The organism is Rickettsia endosymbiont of Pantilius tunicatus (assembly GCF_964291875.1).
GTDB lineage: Bacteria > Pseudomonadota > Alphaproteobacteria > Rickettsiales > Rickettsiaceae > Rickettsia.
Genome location: NZ_OZ198175.1, coordinates 902,846 through 922,177, shown reverse-complemented (window position 1 = coordinate 922,177; position 19,332 = coordinate 902,846). Strand labels below are relative to the sequence as shown.

The window sequence follows — 19,332 nt, the reverse complement described above, 5'->3', positions numbered from 1 at the left end:
TAACAGATGCGGTAATCTGTAGAAGTCAAGATTTGATCTTACAGACACTATAAAAATTATATCTGAATATCTGATAAATTATGACTGTCAGATGAGTATTCAAGATATAAGATTTCATTGTTCTTTTCAATAGCTAATTTCTTACTATCCTTAAAAGTTTGCATAGGCGTTTTACCATAACAATATTTTCCTGAATGTGGTCGCTCATTATTGAAATGCTCTAACCAAATATCAAGATCTAATTGTAAATCATCAAGATCAGTGTAGATCTTTTTCCGCATAGTTGTATCAAAGAATTCTTGTGTCATAGTTTTATTAAAACGTTCACACATACCATTTGTTTGAGGAGAATATGCTTTAGTAATAGTATGTTCTATACCTTCGATACTTAGAAATAATTCAAAAGCATGATGCTCTATATTTCCCTTATATTCTGACCCGCGATCTGTCAGAATACGAAGTATTGTATGCCTTGAGTTTCATACCATGGTAACACGCGGTCATTAAGCATATCAGCAGCAGTTAAAGCTGTTTTATCAGTATATAGTTTAGCATCAGCTACTCTGCTATAGCTATCAATAAATACCTGAGAATAAACCTTACCTATACCCTTAAAATTTCCTACATAATATGTATCTTGGCATCCTAGATAACCTGGATGCTGTGTCTCAATCTCGCCATGGGCTTCTTTTTCGCTACGTCGTTTCTCTAGTACTTGTAACTGAGATTCAGTAAGTACAATACCATCCTGAGCCATCCTTGCTTCTAATGCTTTAAGCCTTTTATTGATATTGTTTAAATCATTACGTAACCAAATTGATCTCACTCCTCCAGGTGATACAAGTATACCGCTCTTCTTAAGCTCATTTGATACTCTTAGCTGACCATATGCTGGATATTCTATTGCCATATCCATTACTGCCTTCTCTATCGCTGGATCAACTCTATTGGCTATTATTGGCTTCTTCCAGCTAATCTCATACAACGCTTCTTCACCACCAGTTTCATACAGTTCTTTAAATCTGTAATAACTATCTCTGCTATAGCCCATCGCTTTACATGCTGATGATATGCTACCAAGACTCTTAGCGAGTTCTAGTAATCCTAATTTTGGCTTTATTATTTTTTGATTTAAGTTCATTTCTTATCTCCATTTAATAATTAATTTATTTTACTAAATGTAAGATCAAATCTCAACTATTACAGGCAATCTCATGAAGCAATATAAAACTCCTAAGATTGCTTCATCGAAACTTATGGTTTTTTCTCGCAATGACGAGTCCGATACTACAAAATATTTTAGAGTCTTCCCAATTAAGTGTGCAAACTTTTTCAAAGGACTAGATTCTATCTTCAAATTTTATTAAAAAATGAGCCATAGCCGCATTCCAATTTGGCATAGGCATTGACCATTTTTTGGTCATGCAATAAATTGCTAAATATAAGCTTTTAAAAACAGCATTATCATTTGGAAAAACCCGTTTATTTTTTGTAACTTTTCGAAGTTGACTATTAACGGATTCCACAGCATTAGTTGTATAAATTATTTTCCTTATTTCTTCTGGATATCCTAAGAAAATCATTAAATTATCCCAGTGAACGTACCAAGATTTAGCAATTTGATGATATTGTTTATTCCATTTAGATTCAAAAGCCTCTAAAGCGGAAAGTGCTTCTTTTTCTGTGCTAGCTGTAATAAATAGGTTTTAAATCACCAGCAAGCTCTTTCCGGTCCTTGTATGATACATATCTTAAACTATTTGTAATTTGATGTACAATACATAATTAATGCTCCGTCTTTGGAAAAACAGCACCTATAGCTTCAGACATACCATTAAGGTTATCGCTACATGCTATCAGTATGTCTTGCATACCTCTATTTTTCATCTCAGTAAAATTACCAAGCCAAAATTTAGCTCCTTCATTCTCGCTGATCCACAATCCTAAAATATCTTTCCGTCCTTCTAAATCAACGCCTAAGGCAACATATACTGATTTATTGATAATACGTTTATCTTGACGCACTTTTACTATTAAACAATCAAAAAATACTATAGCATATACTGGATCTAATGGACGGCTCTGCCATAGCTTAACATCCTCTATTATATCATCTGTGATCCCGCTAATTAAACTCTTGCTTACATCAGCTCCATATAACTCCTGAAGCTGTAATTTTATATCTGATAAACTCATACCTTTAGCATACAAAGATAGTACTTTATCATCAAAACCATCAAGTCTTCTTTGACGCTTTGCTACCAATGATGGTTCAAAGCTACTATTTCTATCTCTTGGTACCTCAATCTCAACAGCACCATTCTTTGTAATTAGATTCTTTGTATTATAACCATTACGTGAATTCTGGGCAGCACTTTGATTATACTTGCTATATCCTAAATGATTATTCATCTCAGACTGTAAAGCTCTCTCTACAAGACGCTTGGTCAGTTCTTTTAATAAACCATCCTACGCAAATAAAGTTGATACATCTGTATCATTATTGATCAATAAATCTATCGCTTGATCCATTGCAGCATTTTGTTTCTCTGTCATTGTAATTTCTCTTTTTGTTATATTTTCTTTTATATAACCTTTGGGAAATTTACACACTTATTTGGACAGAGCCCTATTTTACCTGTTCATACCCGTAGATTTTTGATTAGATGCTGATTTAATATTTTGTGCATGCGAAGTTGTACGAGCAATACGAATATTTGATGCAATTAATTTTATTATCGGTTTTCCCTTTTTTATATTTTGTCCTTCCTCAGTTTGAAAAAATTGTTTCTTATAATCTTTATTTGGATATTCAAAAAATTCTTTTGGTGTTAAATATTTTAATTTTTTCTCTTTCTCATCAAATTTAATAAGACCACGTCCATCTGCGTAATCTTCTATTTTTTTTGTTGATTCACCAGGATCCCAACGTAAAGAATCATAAATCGCTCCATCCACTGTTGTTGCTCCACTGCCTAAAATACTTGCTGTTTCCCCAAGTTCTTTTATATTGTTTAACTTGCGTATTGATAATATCCTTGCCACAGTAGAATCAGTAAAAATTTTACCACGCATATTATCTGGTCCAGTTAAAAATCTTAACCTATGTATTTCACCAGAATTTAAATCATGTTCTAAATAGTAAGATGCATTACGCTTAAATTTATCAAGCTGATTTAGGTCAGCTCCTTTATCTTGCAATAATTTAATAGTCTCTACTATTTCCTGATTTTTAGGCATCCTAGCTGCATTGTTAATACAGTTAATGCTATAAAACCATACTGATCCGTGCCATTAGGATCAGCCCCCTCATTTAATAACTTTTGTACTAATCCATATTGTTCATGTTTTGCTGCTAAAGTTAGTGAAGTATTTATATAACAATCTGTTCTAACTGAATTTTTAGTTGGATCATCATATCTATAATTAATAAAATCTAGAAATTCTTTATCATCAAGCTTTTTACGTGCATCATCAATTAGCAATTCAGCTATTTTATCTTTCTTTGCCGCTATAGCGATAAGTAAACAATTATTGCCAGGAGGATCTTGAAAATCAGAGCTTGTATTATTAAAGTCAGAGTAAATTTCTTTATAACATTCTCCGTGTTTATCTTCTGACAAAACTTTTTTTATTTCTTCAATTCCTGATGGATCATTAGATGAGAGGCTAACTTGTTCTCTAAGCTTAGACATATGGGTATTCCTTTTTATTAATCCTAACTGTCAAGTTAGCTAATAAATAAATTTTGTCAATTTAAATGAAAGAATATTAACTAAATAGTTATATTATATGGCTTATATTTTAATTACTGATTTGGTAGAATAATAAAAATGCAATGCATTTTATTGGATTGCTTCGTTAATTATTTCATAATTTCCTCGCAATGACGGGTTAACCGTTTCTATTAGCATTATCTAACATAATCCTCTTAAATTTTCTTTGCTATAAATATACTAAACGGTGATATTATTTTCTCATTTATCCAATTATATCCATCTTGATCATTCCCTAAAGGCTTATGTATATTTAATATTTTAAAGTTTGATTGATCTAACATAGATTTATAATCTTCCTCGCTCCAAAAATAATCGTAAATACTTAAATTTATATTTTTAAAAAGTATTTTAACTTTACAGCCTCTAGTAAGATTTTGATTTTCAGGAAATTCGGTATTTTCCGATAGCCAATCTCTATTATAAGTATTCTCATTACAGACTAACATAATAAAAATGCCATTACTTTTTAGAACTCTTGCAATTTCTTTAGCAATCTTTGCTAGCTCCTCTTTGCTTGCTACCTCCATCATAACCCAACTAGAAAACACTAAATCAAATGTATTATCTTCCGCCAGAATATTACCGCTTTTTATTAGATTATATGTTCCTGCAGGGTCATTAGAGCTTGCTATTTTTATCATCTCTTCATTAATATCGACTCCGTTAACGTTTAACCCCAGGGATTTCAAAAAGATGGTAGACTTACCAGCTCCGCAGCCGTAATCTAATACTTTATTACCTGTAATATGATTTTTGATTATGTTTGGAATATCACGAAATGCTAAATATCCTGTTCCAGTTAGGTCTAATTTAGAGTAAGCTTGAGCATATAAAGTGGCTTGATGCCGATAGTCTATAAGAGGCATATAATACATTATTAATAAGTTTAACGTATTATATATTGTAGTTCGGCATTATCAAGTATTTCTATTTTTGGTTATCGAGTTAATAGCTATAGTTATATGCAAGCCTACCGTATAACCTTTAAAGTTTAAGTATGTAGGTAATTGATATTTTTTTTCTTAGAGAAATCAAGGAGGGTGAACTAATTTTTAAAACGTAATATTGTTTATTTTCTGTTTGCGTTTTTGCTAATTCTTCTATTTTAAAGGAGTGTATTACATTAATGTCTTGGTCATTTATGACTATTTGTTCATTGGGATAAGTTATAGTAATATGAGCTCCTATATTGCACTTTTCACTGGAATAATCAGGCTTTTGTAGATATACCTCGTATAAATGAAGAGTTGGTAGACGAAGTTTAATTTGGAAAAGAGCAAGACGACTGTAAGCCGAGGAGCGGAACGTACAAAAGTACATGAGCATCTGAGGTCTTACAAAGCCGACGTAGCCAATTTTTCAAATTAAACGAGTATACTCATCTTCGGCAATTAGAGGATATAATTTATGAATAAAATCATCGCTGATTTTTAAATAAGCATAACTTTCATTTTGTAAAACTATCCCTTCATTTTTTAAACTTTTCGCAGCTTTTATCAATTCTGGATTATCTATTTTTTGAAAAATCAGCTCATTTTTATGCATATATTATTCTAATCAATGAAGAGTTATATAGGAGTTATTGGCATGGCTCAGGAAACGTCCTCGATGTCACCCCATGGCTTGGAAACTAGATACAGAAAAACAAAAAATACTAATTTTATTAGTATTTTTAACTGGACACCATGAACAAGTTACGGGGTGACAGGGGTAAAATAGAGCCATGCAACAATACCAATTTTTCCTCGCAATGACGTTTAAGCTATAAGGTTTAAGCGTACTTCCTCATTCAGCTCTTGAGCAAAAGGGAGCTCTAAACCAAGTTTTGCAAATATCTGCACTAAAGCGGTAGATAAAGCATTTATCATTTCATCGGCATGTGCAGGAGTTGGGATAATTCTTAGGCGTTCAGTTCCTCGAGGAACAGTAGGGAAATTGATATGTTGAACGTAAATACCATACTCATTAAGCAGCATGTTAGAAGCTTTGGCAGCCTTGATAGGATCACCGATAATTATTGGCACTATATGGCTTTCATTTTTTAAATAAGGAATGTTAAAGCGATCAAAAGAGCTTTTAAGTTTGCTAACCACTTGCTGGTGTGTTTTTCGTTCTTGATTAGATTCTTTTAAATGCCTAATACTATGCGTTGCAGCGGTAGAAATTACTGGCGGCAATGAGGTAGTAAAAATAAAGCCTGACGCCGTTAATCTAATGGCATCAATTAGGCTATGGTTTGCGGTTATATAACCACCAATAGTGCCGTATGCTTTGGCAAGTGTTCCTTGGATAATATCGATTTCATCGCTACAATCGAGAAGCTCAGCAATACCTGCACCAGTTTTGCCATATAAACCTACTGTATGAACTTCATCAATAAAGGTTAAAGCGTTATATTTTTTAGCTAAATTAATTATATCTTTAACAGGAGAAAAGAAGCCATCCATAGAATAAGCAGACTCAAAAACAATAATTTTCGGTCTATTAATGTCAACTGATTGTAGTAATTCTTCTAAATGCTTAACGTCTAAATGCCTATATATATGCTTCTCGGCTTTAGAGCCAGTAATGCCGGCAATGATCGAGGCATGATTTAGCTCATCGGAAAAAAAGACAAGATCAGGCATAATTTTAGCAAGTGTCGCAAGAGTTGTGTCATTAGCGACAAAGCCGGAAGTAAAAACTAAGGCGGCTTCTTTGTTATGTAAACTTGCTAGCTCCTGTTCGAGCTCAAGGATAGCGGTATTATTACCGCCGATATTCCTAGTACCGCCTGAGCCAACGCCGTATTTCAGCACGGCATCTAAAGCAGCCTGCACTACTTTTGGATGTTTACTCATACCCAAATAGTCGTTGATACACCACATAACTATTTGCTTATCTTCGCACATAGCAAAAGGAAAATTATCGGCTTGTCTTTTTAAGGCTTTAAACTCTCGATATCTTCCTTCGTTTTTAATTTTATCTATATGATTGCTAAATATAGTATCGTAATAAGACATTTTTTCTGTCATTCCCGTAAAGGCGGGAATCCATTTTTTAATTATAAACTCTACAATTGGACATTTTTAATGCTCTTCTGGATTCCCGCTTTCGTAGGAATGACAGAGAACAGCCTTATTCTATATTAAAACTAAATAATTTAAAAGCTATAATATAGCTTTTTGTACAATATCGTTGAGTCTTTTTGAAAAAGCACCTGTATCTGCTACCGGTTCACCCTCTAAAATACAAGCTTGATCGAATATTAACTTAACTAGCTCCTCGTTATTTTTATTATCCGCTTTTAAGTCATTAAAAATTTTTTCTATGATCTTATTTTTAGGGTTTAGCTCTAAATTTTTAGCGGAGGCACTCGCTATTTGCTTCTGCTCGATCAAAAATCGTTCCATACGAATATCCATAGCGGCTTCACTAACGGCAAGACAAGCAGGGCTAGAAGTCAACTTTTTAGATATCTTAACATCTTTAACTAAAATCCCTAAAACATCTTTAAAATAATCAGTCAATGATTTATATTCATCATCGGATTTTTTATCATCCTTATTTTTTTCTTCTGACGATGAAGTAGCTTGGTCTACATCAATATCGCTTCTTGTAGCTGATTTAATCGCATGTCCTTTATACTCGCTATTAACATTTACCCAAAAATCATCAACAGTATCAGTAAATAATAACACATCGATATTTTTACTTAATAACCCCTCTATTTGCGGGCTTGAAAGCAGCTTATCAGGATTATCACCGCTTAAATAATATATAGTATTCTGCCCATCTTTAAAGCCTTTTATATATTCATCAAGGCTAATCATTTTATTATGCAAAGCACTTCTAAATATACATACTTCTAACAATTTTTCATGATCGGTGGTAGCTTCACATAACCCTTCTTTTAAAGCACCGCCGAAATTAGCCCAAAAATTATTATATTCATCCATAGCCTCTTCTTTCTTTTTTTTAAGTTCGCCTAGGACTCTTTTAGTGATAGCATTCTTGATTTTCTCAAGTACATTATTATGTTGCAACGATTCACGGCTAATATTTAGCGGTAAATCCTCTGAATCAACCACGCCTCGTAAAAATCTTAGATATGACGGGATTAAATCAATATTCTCATCAGAAATAAATACTCTTTTGATGTATAATTTTACTCGTCTTTTACGATCAGGATGAAATAAATCATATGTTTTACTTGATGGAATGAATAATAGATTTGTAAATTCTATAGCTCCCTCATTTTTGTTATGCATCGTAATCCAAGGATCATCCACAGCATAAGATAAGCTTTTATAAAATTCTTTATATTGTTCTTCGGTGATTTCGGATTTTGATCTTGTCCATAAAGCTGATGCGGAATTTAACTGTATTTCGTTATTATCCCCTTCATCAAAGAAATATATTGGCACGGCTATATGATCGGAATAGCTTTTAACTATATGCTTTAATCTGAAATGATCCAGGAAACTATCCTCTTCCTTTTTAATGTGCAAAGCAATTTCTGTGCCTCTGCTAAATTCTCTGTCAGAGTCTGATACAATATATTCGCCTTCTCCTTGCGATTCCCAAACATATACTTTATCTTCACCGGCTTTCCTTGAAGTTACAGTAACTTTATCGGCTACCATAAAGCTTGAATAAAAACCAACTCCAAACTGACCGATTAGCATATTATCTTTTTTAGAATCACCTGAAAGATTTTTAAGGAAATTTGCTGTACCTGATCTTGCGATAGTGCCTAGATTCTCAATTAAATCCTCTTTATTCATACCAATGCCGTTATCACGGATGATAACCTGACCATTATTTTTATCGACTTTAATAGTAATTTTAAAGCTAGAATCACCGGCTACTAATTCAGCTTCACTTTGAGATAGATGACGCAGCTTATCGCAAGCATCAGAAGCGTTAGAAATTAACTCCCGCATAAAAATCTCTTTATTACTATAAAGAGAGTGAATCATTAAGTTTAAAATCTTACCAACTTCGGCATCAAATTTCTTTTTTTCTTGTGTCATACTAAACCTTTAAAATTCATGTTTTTAGTTTTGTTACATGAACAACGTCATTGCGAATGAACGTAAGTGAACGTTGCAATCTCATAAAAATATCCTGAGATTGCCGCACCCTTAGCTATGCATCTCCTCGCAATGACGGGAAAATTACAACAAAACTTTATTCACTTAATATAAGCATTTAAAATCAAATTTAAATACTTCTCATCAATATTTTTTATTAAAATTGCCTTTAAGTTGTTAGTATGTCCTTTGGTAATCTCTAAATTAACTCGTAATAACTGCCACTCTTTTGCTAAAAAATTTATAATCTCCTCATTAGCTTTGCCTTGTTCTGGTAATGCTTTAACAGATAATTTTAGGTGAGGTGTATCGTTAATTATAATGAATTCTTTAATGTCGTTACTTTTAGCAGCAGCCTTAACTTTTATATTTAAAAATGCTGTTTTTAATAAAGGATTATAGGTAAAAAAATGCATGGTAAATAATGTAATAGTTGAAAATTATAAAATTTAATTTATAATTCCTTGTGAAAATTCAACTTAATCTATTTATGAGTTCTATAAATAAATATCAAGCACTTATCACTAAATTAGAAGAAAACGATCCTAATCTTATACATCTTAACTTTGAAGACATAGATTTAACAATATTGCAGCTAGAAGAAATAGCAAGCAAAATCCAAAATAATGACTTTATCGGTAATGTAAGCTGGGGGGGGGAAGTGCCTAATTCTTCCGGTGATTTTATACAAAAAATTGAAAGTAAATCATTTTAAATAATCAAAATTACAAGCACCACCCTAACGATTTTATACATGGGTTACTTAGCTCTCATGCTTATATAGATTCTAAAATACACGAAAAAGTAGCTTTTGAAAAAGTAAAATATAACCAATCTTTAGAAGACTGGAAGACATTTAAAGTATTTAATGAGCCTGAAATAGGCAGATATTATTCAGTAGCATATATAAACGAAAAAACAAAACAGCTAGTACTTGCTTATCGAGGCATCACATTTGAGAAATTAGATTTACTAAAAACTAATTCATCGCTTAAGACTCATTTTAAAAGTGTTTTAGGCGGGCAGATAGTAACACAGCAAGCAGCTTCATATCAGGCTACATATGAAATCACCGAATATGCTAAAAATCACGGTTATAGTTTATCTTTTACCGGTTATTCATTAGGGGCATGGTTTGCAGAATTAAGTTTATATTTTGCTCATCAAGATTTTAACTATTTAAAAGCAAAAGCAGTTACTTTTGATAGCCCAGGCTCTGCAAAAGCTATGGATAGTTTTAAATCAAATATAATTAGTCCTGAAACTAATTTTGATATGAGAAATTTAGATATAACTACTTACCTATCAGCTCCAAATTTTGTCAATACCAGTAACCCCCATATTCATAAAGCATACAGATTATTTCCCAAAGTTATGGCATCTAAAATAGTAAACAACTAAATAAAACCATCTCAATTGTTTCTATATTAACTTTAAGCAGAGATTTACTTAATTCAATGCTGGATATTTTTGATCCTGAAACAGGTAAACCTATAAAATATGAAAAAATATTAGATTGACCATGCTTACAATATGATTCTACAGGTGACACGCTAGGAGCTAAGTTACTTGATTCTGTACCTGTTGGCGGTAGCATTAAACATTTGACGAGTAATTTAATAAGAAGAGGTATTACGGCAATAACGTTAGGTAGCTTTTTAGAGGTATTTGATCATTTTATAAACGGTAATATCGCAATTGAGCAAATTTTAGAATCTTATAAACATTTAGAAAATCCTACACAAGTAGAGGAAAAAAAACAATTTGAGCTTTTTTATCAAGGACATTACTGCTCGCAAGAAGTGGATTTATCTAAAGATGTGGTAAATGTAAATGATATAGGAAGTAATGATTATTATTTAAAGCAATTAACTAAATTAAGTAATAAAGAAATAGATAAAAGGAAAATACCAAATTTAATAAAACAGCAGTTAAAAATAATCAAAGATCAGTATAAAATAACACCTCAAAATAGCAAGCACCATATATTTACAAACTTACCTAATATTAAAGTAAATGACCTAAGAGAACAAATTTTAAGATTAGTTGAAGTAAGTCATATAGCAAAAGAAATATTAGAAAATCTTAATGCTTATAATTCCCATGAATTAATTGAATCTACAAAAAATATAAACAGCAATTTATTTTCCTTATTACCTTATAATCTTATTCGTCGAGAAGATATACTACAGGATATTGAAAAAAACTTAAATGAAAAACAGTTCATAACAATTAGTGAATATCCAGGCATAGGCAAAAGCACTCTAGCTATAGAATATGGTCGTGAACAAAGAGACAAAACAAAGAAGATAGTACGTTTCATTAATGCGGATTCTGCCTATAAAATCTTTGAAGCATATATACAGCTTGCTAAAGAATTTTCTATTTATACAACAGGTGAAAAGGAAGAAGATATAACAAGATTAGTCCACGAGAATATCGCAAAATTAAATTCAAATACATTATTTATTTTTGATAATGTAGAAGTATATGAAGATATTGAACCTTATATTAAAGGTATAGTTAATATATCTAAAGATAAAGTACAAGCTATCATTACTACCAAAAATAATAAATTAAGTGAAAATATAACTAATATTGAATTAAAGCCTTTTAATATAAAAACAGCAATAACATATTTAAAAAATTCCTTAGGGAACAGATTAAATAATCAAGATATTAATATTTTACTAAAAGAACTTGGTAGTAGTAATGCTATTTTTCCTTATAAGTTATCTAATGCAGTAACATATTTAAAGGGAAATAAATTATTTAAAGTAGCTAATTGTATAAACTATTAAAAAAATAGAAGTGATGATTACATAGAAAATGTTATATTATTAAACTTATCAGAAGTATCACCAATAGCTTGGCAAATATTACAATATTAGGCTTACTTGGATCCTGACTTTATAAGTATAGATATTTTTAAAGAATTATTTTTATTAGATGAAGAAAAATTGCAAGAACCTATAAAAAAATTAGAAGCATTATCATTAATGAAGCTAATATACCAAGATGGACAAGCAGGTTTACAACTGCATAGGTTAATGCAAGATACAGTGCAAAGATGTATAAATAAGCAATTAACGTATACGCTAAATAAAAAAGAGATTTTAGATTATTTATTTCAATGGGTAACAAATAAACTAAATAATGATTGGGAAAATGCTAAAATACTTTATCCTCATATAATAAAAATACTAAATGATTATACTATAATTAATAAATTTAGAAAAGCAAGTTTGTATCAAAAAATAGGAAAGTATAATGAATGTGTATTATATAAATTTGAAGATTCGCTAAAATATTGTCAAGAAGCTTTAAAAGCATATCAAGCAGTATATCAAAGTAATAATCCTAATATTGCACATTCTTTTAATAATATTGGATGGGCTTATGAAAAATTATATAATAATATGATAGCACTAAAGTATAAAGAAGCGTCTTTAAAGATGTACAAAGCAGCATATCAAAACAATCATACAGATATTGCAAACTCTCTTTTTAATGTTGGAATAACTTATGAGAAACTAGGTGATATAAACAAAGCCGTAGAACTTTGTAAGCAAGGTTACTTAATGCATGTACAAACTTTAGGTTTAAATCACTTTAAGACTAAAAACTTAAAAAATTATCTAGAAAAGAATTCCCCCGAGTTTATAAAAAATAACGAGACTAGGGAATTTATATTACAACGGGGGGATTTTGAAGAAGTTACTTTAGAAATAAAGCAAAAAATACAGGAAAAAGTTTTAAATAAAATATATATTAATGCCTCTAAAGGTAAATGGAGATCGAGTAAGTTTATCGCTAAGATTTTAGACAATTGGAGTGTGAAAGGCTATTTATGCGATAAATATTTAGCAAAACAGCTAGGGGATTTATCTAGCCCCCAAAATATCGAAGTCGCTAAAATGTTATGCTTTGAAGCGATTTGCCTAGGAGCTATTAACTATCCTAGCAAAGATTTTATTTGTGCTGTGGAATTTACAAAAGCCTATCCTGAACTAACACAAAAAATAACAACCGAACATCCTGAATATTTCATTGATGGCTCAATCCTGCGAGCATGCATTAATGACGAAGCAATTTTGAGTGAATTGCTCCATCCTTTAAGTTCTAATGTTTAAAAGCAATCTTTTAAGCAAATTTATGATATTCTAAACTACAACCAATTAGGAAATTTTTCACCTCATCATGATTACCATTATGATCAAAATTTAATAATAGTTCTTCTTCTTGATTTTCATATACTTCATTAGTATATATACGCTCATCGCCATATATTTTCTTCATAGAATCCGAAATTATTAATTGATAATTAATTTCTTAAGGATATTAAGATACATATTTATAAAAAGTAAAGAAACATTTATAAAAGAGGGTAGGTTATATGGGTTTGTTGGCAGACAAAGTTTTGCTTGGAAAAAAGTAAGGCATCTTGAAGCTTAAATCCTTTGCTTATACTTATAAAACGAGTATATTTGTTATAAATTTGCTTTATTTTGAAAAGTAATTTCTATAGGCGACAGGTTACCAACTTTAAAATATATATTCATGTCTTTTAATTTAGAAGCTACTGGAATAATATTAAAATTCTTCTCAAGTAAAATATAATTTTCATTATTTTGATGTATAGAAATGAATTCTTGCGTCATAAACTCGCCTCTGATCATTTCACTTATTTGATATGTATTAATATCTAGCTTTTCCCATTTTTTAAACTTTATAATTTCTTGCCCAAAAGCTGCTAAATTCCAATCACTACTAGCCAATTCTTCAAAATTCTTACAGTTAATAATAATGGAATCAGCAGTAAAAAACTACACTGCCAATAAAAGTTTGTTTTACTAAATTTGTTATTTTAGCATAATTACTACCATCAATTGAATCATAAAGAAATTCGTTAATATTACTTTGTAAGTAAACGGCTAAATAGGGTTGATCATTGCTTTCTACTATATTAAAAGGTAGATCAAAAATAACACATTTTGTTTCTACATTTGAGGATTTTTCAAATCCTGATAAGATATTTGCCGCAGGTAAATAATAGGAAGAAAAATTATCTATAACACCTGTAATATAAGAAGTTAAAGCAGATAATTTTATATTTATTATTCTAATTTGATATTTAGATTTTTTGTAATGAAGTATTAAGAAATCACCAGGTTTAAACTCATGAAAAATTGCTGGTACTAAGAACTTGATCACTTTACTTTCGATGGAAGCATTTTTTAAAATTAATCTGCCTATATTTTCTATTTCCGACAGTGATAAAATAATAGGAATTATAACATTAAGTTCAGGGCTATTTGAAATAGTTTCATTATTTACATAAGCATAGCAATTATCATAATTATTAAATCGATCAATAAAATTGATATTTAGTTTGTTGATGATATTTTCTTCAGGTATTTCTGTTTGCTTTATATAGCTATTATCAGATAGTTTTATTAAAGCTTTTTCGTTTATATAATCTAATTTTCCACTGCCTCGTTTTAAAAATTTTATTTTTTCAAATTCATTCGCAATTATGTCAAAGAAATAGAATATTCTTAAAGAGTTAATAACATCTATAGCAGATAAAACCTTATTTAAAATAAAACCGTCTACTATTTCATCAATGGTAGAAATATCGATTTTTTGTATATCAATCCCGCATCTATCAGATAATTCAAGTATTATTTCAGCAAGGCTACAAGTGCCAAATTTATCATTAACCCAATGTCCTTTTTCCCATAAATGATTGTCACTCCAAATATTACCATGTGGCCAAGCGGGGTAGGGGCGTGCATCCCATGTCCATAAGAATATCTCTTCTATATATTCTTGTGCTTGCCAATATTCTATAAACCCTTTAATAGCTATGCGTTGTGCTGAAAAACTGTACCCGCTGAGGAGTATTTAGGAGCACCACATCCGTGCATTTAGGATCAAAAAACACATTGGGTTGATTGGATGCTTTATCTATTGATGGAAAGCCAAATTCAGTAAACCAAATTTTTTCATTTTTGGTTGCCATACTGTTTTATTCCCATCAGGGTTATAGTGATGATTTTCCCACCAATATTCTACATTCTTCCAAGCATATGCAGCCGATAAAGCTTGTTTATTACCGCTGCCATCTAAATAGTAATCATACCCCTCACCGCTATGGCAACCTTTAATAATATCCTCTTTTGTAATTCTAGAGCTTAAAGAACTAGTTAAAGGGAAATAAGCGTCTATCCCGACGAAATCAATGTAAGAAGAGGCAAATAGTGGGTCTAGATTGTACCACCCACCGCTAGTATGGTGATATTCCGACCAATCGGCTGCATAAGTAACTTGTACATTATTGCCTACTATTTCTTTTACTAAACGAGCAAGATTGTACAGTTCATTAACTGCTGGAAAGTTATTTGCTGAGTCTCTTATAGAAGTGATGCCAATTAGTTCCGAGCCGATTATAAAGGCATCTACATAATCTCTCACTAAACGAGCATAATGAAGAATAAAGTTATTATAACCATCAGTTTTATGAAAAAAATTACTTACTGCGTCCGCAGAGCCGCTAACATGTCCACGCCAAGGCTTACCGGGTAAATCCATAAAAAACATCGGATACAACATAATTTTTAAATTACGTTTTTTCAGCTCTTTGAGGTAACGCACTAAGCTAGCGTCATTAACACTACCACCATAGTTAGGGCTTTCATATTCATCCTTAGATATAATTTTAGCATTTTCTCTATTATAATGACTAACTTGCCAAGTAGATGAGTATGAGGTTAGGGGGTCGTTAAATTCTACAGCAGGTTTTATACTACAATAGTTTATATCAAGATTATCGCCAAACCAAGAAACTACTGGTGCTACCCATTTTATGTTAGGGCAGGTGGTTTGTAGTTGATTAAGGCTATATACGCTATCGGCAATGTTATAATGATTATGTGAGTTAATAGCCTCATGATTAATAACACCACCAAAAAAACTTTCCTGAGTTTTATACTGAATTTCTGTATCATAGACAAATTCCCCAGACCCTGGAATCATGCTAATACTGCTAATTAAATTTTCGACTTTTGCATAATTGTTTGGTAGATGAATATTAGGCTTCCTAGTTACTTCAAATGAGAAATTCGGAATAATATTATCAAAATCTTCTAAAGGTAATTCTTCAAATACTGCATAGCTAAGAGATCTAAAAACAGGAGTTTTATTTTTACCTAAGCATTTTTCAATCAAGGGATCGGGTAATTGTTCTTCTGATCCTTTATATAATCTAAACTTATATTTACCTAATTTTATAATTTCATCATTTGCCCATACCCTTTTAATTTCCGTGATCTCACCCTCACAAATACTAACGGCAAAAGAAAAGAAATAACTATATTCCGTAGAAGTTGTGGTAGATTTTACGTTATGAAAATAAGGAAAATATTCTTTATGACGAGTGCTATTTGCGATTTCTTTGATTTTATCTGCCCAGATTATTTTTCCGCTAACTTTTGTAGTGCCAAAAACCAAAGGGATAGGCTCACCATAACTTGCTGTAACATATTTAAAGCTTTCTTTGAAGTTTTTAATATAATCATATTCTTCTGGTTCATGGTTTAGTTGATCTAAATACTCACCAAGCATTTTACCAGCAAATCTTCCTATGCTTGAAAATATACCACCTCCGAATGCATTTCCGATAGTACCTCCAAACGAGCTAAAAAACTTCCAAACATATTTACCATATTATAGTTTAATATGGATTGATATTAGCATGATATTATGTTAACATTAAGATATGCTTTTCGGTTTAGTGTCATCTTTGATTCATTCACGAGATCCAGTTAAAATACTAATTTTATTAGTATTTTTTATTATTTTCTGGATGCCGTGGTCAAGCCACGGCATGACTACCTTAGGGCGTTTTCCGATCCACGCAGGCAAAGCCGCCACGGGGTGACAATGTATTATATTGGAGTATATTAATGCTTAAAAAATATATATTTATCTTATTACTACTTTTCACATCTATAGTTAAAGCAGAAAATATAGAAGTAAATAATTTAGATAAAATAAAACAAGATTTTGAAGAAAATTATAATAAAAATTATTTGCCGCAGGATTTACTAGTAGTAATAGACTTGGATAAGGTGTTATTTAAGCCGTTATTATCTTTAGGTGAGCAAATCGATAAAGATACTTATTCTAAATTAGCTCCCACTTTACAAAAGATGAATAAAAACCCTAAAAGTATTTATATCGACCAATTAATTTTAACAAATGATAAATATAAAAAGGAATTATTAGATTCTAGCTTTCCAAATTTTGTAAGTAACATTAGCAATAAAAATATTCCTATAATAGCCCTAAATGGAGAGTTTACAGGTAATTTTAATAATATACCTAAGTTTGAAATATGGATTGCTGATTATTTAAAAAAGAATTTTAATATCGATTTCTCAAATAGTTTTCCTAAAAATAATTATATTATTTTTAACAATTTAAAAAATTTTTCCAATACTTATCCGGTATTTTATAAGGGCATATTGACTAGCAATAATATATCAGGTGCTGAACTCATGATTAATTTTTTTGTTCAAATGAATTTTATGCCTAAAGTACTTATAATGATTAGCGGTAGCACTGAGCTATTAAGTTCAATGGAAACACAGTTAGCTAATTATAGCTCTTCTGTTTTATTTATTGGATATTATTATAATAATCAAGATAGTAGGGATAATAATGCAAACTATAATGTAATTATTAATGACTTAACTAATCAAGTGAATAATATAAAAAGAAATAACCCCCCTTTGAAAACTAATAATGTAAAAAGTAAGAACCCTTATGATCAAAGTAAATAAAATTTTATTCCATTTATTACTTTATTTAATTGTGCCAATTTCAAGCTATGGTGAAATAATTCCTACTTATTCCGTAAATTCTGTAACAATGAAAGATTTGTTACCCAAAATAGACCAAGATAGCCTTGTTTTAATAAATATAGATAATACTATTATAACGCCCAAATCAAAATTTTTTCGCTATAATAATAATCCTTATGTAAATTTTACCAAAAACTTATATAGTCTTGCGGTAAATGATTCATCAGTAAATAATTCTATAGCACAATTAATGCAACAACGCCAAATGATGCTTGTAGAAAAAGGTTGGGTGGATTTTATTAATCAAATGAAAAAGCAAGGTGCAACAGTTTTAGGGCTTCAAGAAATAACTACCCCATGTAATTTGATTGAAAATTATGAAGTATGGTTGTATACCGTACTTTACGGATTAGGTATTAATTTTACTGGTAAAGTCAATGATAAAGATGTATTTAGATTTGATCCAACTGATGCAAATGCACCTATTTTTTATTTAGGAATAATATTTACCGGAAGTACTAATAAAGTAAAGTCACTTATTGAATTTTTAAAAATTATACCAAAAGAACCTAGCAAAATCATAGTATTTGCAAATAATAAACAAGATTTGAAAGATATGAATTCTTTTTTAAGAAATGTTGATATAGAGTATTATGGAATTGAGTATTTGGGATGGCAACAATTACAAGAATCACCCGATTTAGAAGTTGCCAAGTTGCAGCAATCTACTCTTCTAAATACAGGACAGTGGCTAGAGGATGATGTAGCTGCAAAAATGTTAAATAAATAGTATGAATAATAATTTAATAAATACTTTAAAAGATTTAATTATCGATACCGGTAAAATTGCTTTAGATATAAAAAAATCAGGAATATTAATTGATACTAAGTCAGATGGCTCGGTAGTTACCAATGCAGATAAAGAAATCAGTAAAATAATCTATCAAAATCTGCAAGCATTAACTCCAGAAATAGATATAGTATGTGAAGAACAACCACTGCCAATACTTAACAGTAACACTTTTTGGTTAATTGATCCAATTGATGGAACAAGAAGTTATGTAAACGGCAAAAGTACTTATACTATAAATATAGGTCTAATTAAAAATGGTGTACCGACTATTGGCTTGATATATCAACCTGAGACAGATAAATTATATTATACTGATGAAAAAGGTCAGTTAAAAATCGAGCAGCATTCCAAGGAAATTTCTATCATTCATAAACAAAAAGAGTTAAACGCTGTCATAGGCTTTTATCATTCAAACAAAGCAACTAAAGAATTCTTAAGTAAATATTCCTTTAATAAAATAGATGCAATAGGTAGTTCAATTAAATTATGTTTAATTGCTGAGGGTAGTGTGGATATTTGTCCTAAATTCGGTCAAACTATGGAATGGGATATAGCAGCAGGTCATGCCTTAATTAAAGCTTGTGGCGGTAATATTTTAGATTTAGATGGCAAAGAAATTACCTATGGTAAAGAAAACTTTGCTAATCCTAATTTCCTTGCATGTAGCAAATATTGGCTGGAGAATGTTGTTCCTGTGTAAGGCTTGGAAAATCGATTAAGTCGGCATTGCCTGCGTGGATCATTAAAAAATACAAATA

Annotated in this window: 16 protein-coding genes and 3 pseudogenes; 6 read left to right on the top strand and 13 right to left on the bottom strand. The window is 30.7% G+C overall.

Annotation, left to right across the window (positions count from 1 at the left end):
• Positions 1-56: 56 nt before the first annotated feature.
• The 9 genes and pseudogenes from ACICQC_RS05280 to ACICQC_RS05235 form a co-directional block, all read right to left on the bottom strand.
• Positions 57-1,141: pseudogene (locus ACICQC_RS05280) on the bottom strand (IS481 family transposase).
• A 199-nt stretch (positions 1,142-1,340) separates the two neighbouring features.
• Positions 1,341-2,556 (bottom strand): annotated as a pseudogene (locus ACICQC_RS05275) (IS256 family transposase).
• 78 nt (positions 2,557-2,634) lie between these two features.
• Positions 2,635-3,240 carry a hypothetical protein gene (locus ACICQC_RS05270; RefSeq protein ID WP_395476262.1) on the bottom strand — a complete coding sequence of 202 codons (606 nt, stop codon included), beginning with the start codon at positions 3,238-3,240 and terminating at the stop codon, positions 2,635-2,637.
• The gene (locus ACICQC_RS05265) at positions 3,219-3,695 is read right to left on the bottom strand and encodes an ankyrin repeat domain-containing protein (RefSeq protein WP_395476261.1); all 477 of its coding nucleotides are present in this window, start codon (positions 3,693-3,695) and stop codon (positions 3,219-3,221) included. The genes ACICQC_RS05270 and ACICQC_RS05265 overlap by 22 nt, the downstream gene beginning before the upstream one ends.
• Before the next feature lie 236 nt (positions 3,696-3,931).
• A complete protein-coding gene (locus tag ACICQC_RS05260; protein ID WP_395476260.1) occupies positions 3,932-4,645 on the bottom strand; it encodes a class I SAM-dependent methyltransferase in 714 nt (237 codons plus the stop codon).
• Positions 4,646-5,138: 493 nt separating this feature from the next.
• The gene (locus ACICQC_RS05250; protein WP_395476258.1) at positions 5,139-5,324 is read right to left on the bottom strand and encodes a hypothetical protein; all 186 of its coding nucleotides are present in this window, start codon (positions 5,322-5,324) and stop codon (positions 5,139-5,141) included.
• A gap of 212 nt (positions 5,325-5,536) precedes the next feature.
• Positions 5,537-6,781 (bottom strand): 5-aminolevulinate synthase, encoded by a 1,245-nt coding sequence (hemA, locus tag ACICQC_RS05245; protein WP_395476257.1) that lies wholly within the window; start codon positions 6,779-6,781, stop codon positions 5,537-5,539.
• Positions 6,782-6,928: 147 nt separating this feature from the next.
• Entirely contained in the window at positions 6,929-8,794 is a 1,866-nt protein-coding gene (gene htpG, locus ACICQC_RS05240) for a molecular chaperone HtpG (protein ID WP_395476256.1), read from the bottom strand.
• Between the two features lie 161 nt (positions 8,795-8,955).
• Positions 8,956-9,270 carry a DUF167 domain-containing protein gene (locus ACICQC_RS05235; protein WP_395476255.1) on the bottom strand — a complete coding sequence of 105 codons (315 nt, stop codon included), beginning with the start codon at positions 9,268-9,270 and terminating at the stop codon, positions 8,956-8,958.
• Between the two features lie 50 nt (positions 9,271-9,320).
• Here ACICQC_RS05235 and ACICQC_RS05230 point away from each other — a divergent pair, with 50 nt between their 5' ends.
• The 3 genes from ACICQC_RS05230 to ACICQC_RS05220 all read left to right on the top strand — a co-directional run bounded on the left by ACICQC_RS05230 (position 9,321) and on the right by ACICQC_RS05220 (position 12,987).
• Entirely contained in the window at positions 9,321-9,569 is a 249-nt protein-coding gene (locus tag ACICQC_RS05230) for a hypothetical protein (protein ID WP_395476254.1), read from the top strand.
• 889 nt (positions 9,570-10,458) lie between these two features.
• On the top strand, positions 10,459-11,655 hold the full coding sequence (locus ACICQC_RS05225; protein ID WP_395476253.1) for a hypothetical protein: 1,197 nt from the start codon (positions 10,459-10,461) through the stop codon (positions 11,653-11,655).
• Positions 11,656-11,751: 96 nt separating this feature from the next.
• Positions 11,752-12,987, top strand: coding sequence for a tetratricopeptide repeat protein (locus tag ACICQC_RS05220; protein WP_395476252.1), 1,236 nt, complete (start codon positions 11,752-11,754; stop codon positions 12,985-12,987).
• 10 nt (positions 12,988-12,997) lie between these two features.
• Here ACICQC_RS05220 and ACICQC_RS05215 read toward each other — a convergent pair whose 3' ends face one another.
• The 4 genes and pseudogenes from ACICQC_RS05215 to ACICQC_RS05200 form a co-directional block, all read right to left on the bottom strand.
• A complete protein-coding gene (locus tag ACICQC_RS05215; RefSeq protein ID WP_187145752.1) occupies positions 12,998-13,153 on the bottom strand; it encodes a hypothetical protein in 156 nt (51 codons plus the stop codon).
• 191 nt (positions 13,154-13,344) lie between these two features.
• Complete coding sequence (locus tag ACICQC_RS05210) at positions 13,345-13,632, bottom strand: hypothetical protein (RefSeq protein ID WP_395476251.1); 288 nt, start codon at positions 13,630-13,632, stop codon at positions 13,345-13,347.
• A 34-nt stretch (positions 13,633-13,666) separates the two neighbouring features.
• A complete protein-coding gene (locus ACICQC_RS05205; protein WP_395477654.1) occupies positions 13,667-14,389 on the bottom strand; it encodes a phage tail protein in 723 nt (240 codons plus the stop codon).
• Positions 14,390-14,714: 325 nt separating this feature from the next.
• Positions 14,715-15,892, bottom strand: a pseudogene (locus ACICQC_RS05200) (glycoside hydrolase TIM-barrel-like domain-containing protein).
• Positions 15,893-16,821: 929 nt separating this feature from the next.
• On the opposite strand from ACICQC_RS05200, the gene ACICQC_RS05195 reads away from it, so the two are divergent.
• From ACICQC_RS05195 to ACICQC_RS05185, 3 genes are read left to right on the top strand one after another with little or no spacing between them, the layout of a single operon-like run.
• Positions 16,822-17,700 (top strand): DUF2608 domain-containing protein, encoded by an 879-nt coding sequence (locus tag ACICQC_RS05195; RefSeq protein WP_395476250.1) that lies wholly within the window; start codon positions 16,822-16,824, stop codon positions 17,698-17,700.
• Positions 17,684-18,511, top strand: a complete 828-nt coding sequence (locus ACICQC_RS05190) for a DUF2608 domain-containing protein (protein ID WP_395476249.1) — start codon at positions 17,684-17,686, stop codon at positions 18,509-18,511. The genes ACICQC_RS05195 and ACICQC_RS05190 overlap by 17 nt, the downstream gene beginning before the upstream one ends.
• Before the next feature lies 1 nt (position 18,512).
• Positions 18,513-19,274, top strand: coding sequence for a 3'(2'),5'-bisphosphate nucleotidase CysQ (locus ACICQC_RS05185; RefSeq protein WP_395476248.1), 762 nt, complete (start codon positions 18,513-18,515; stop codon positions 19,272-19,274).
• Positions 19,275-19,332 lie beyond the last annotated feature (58 nt).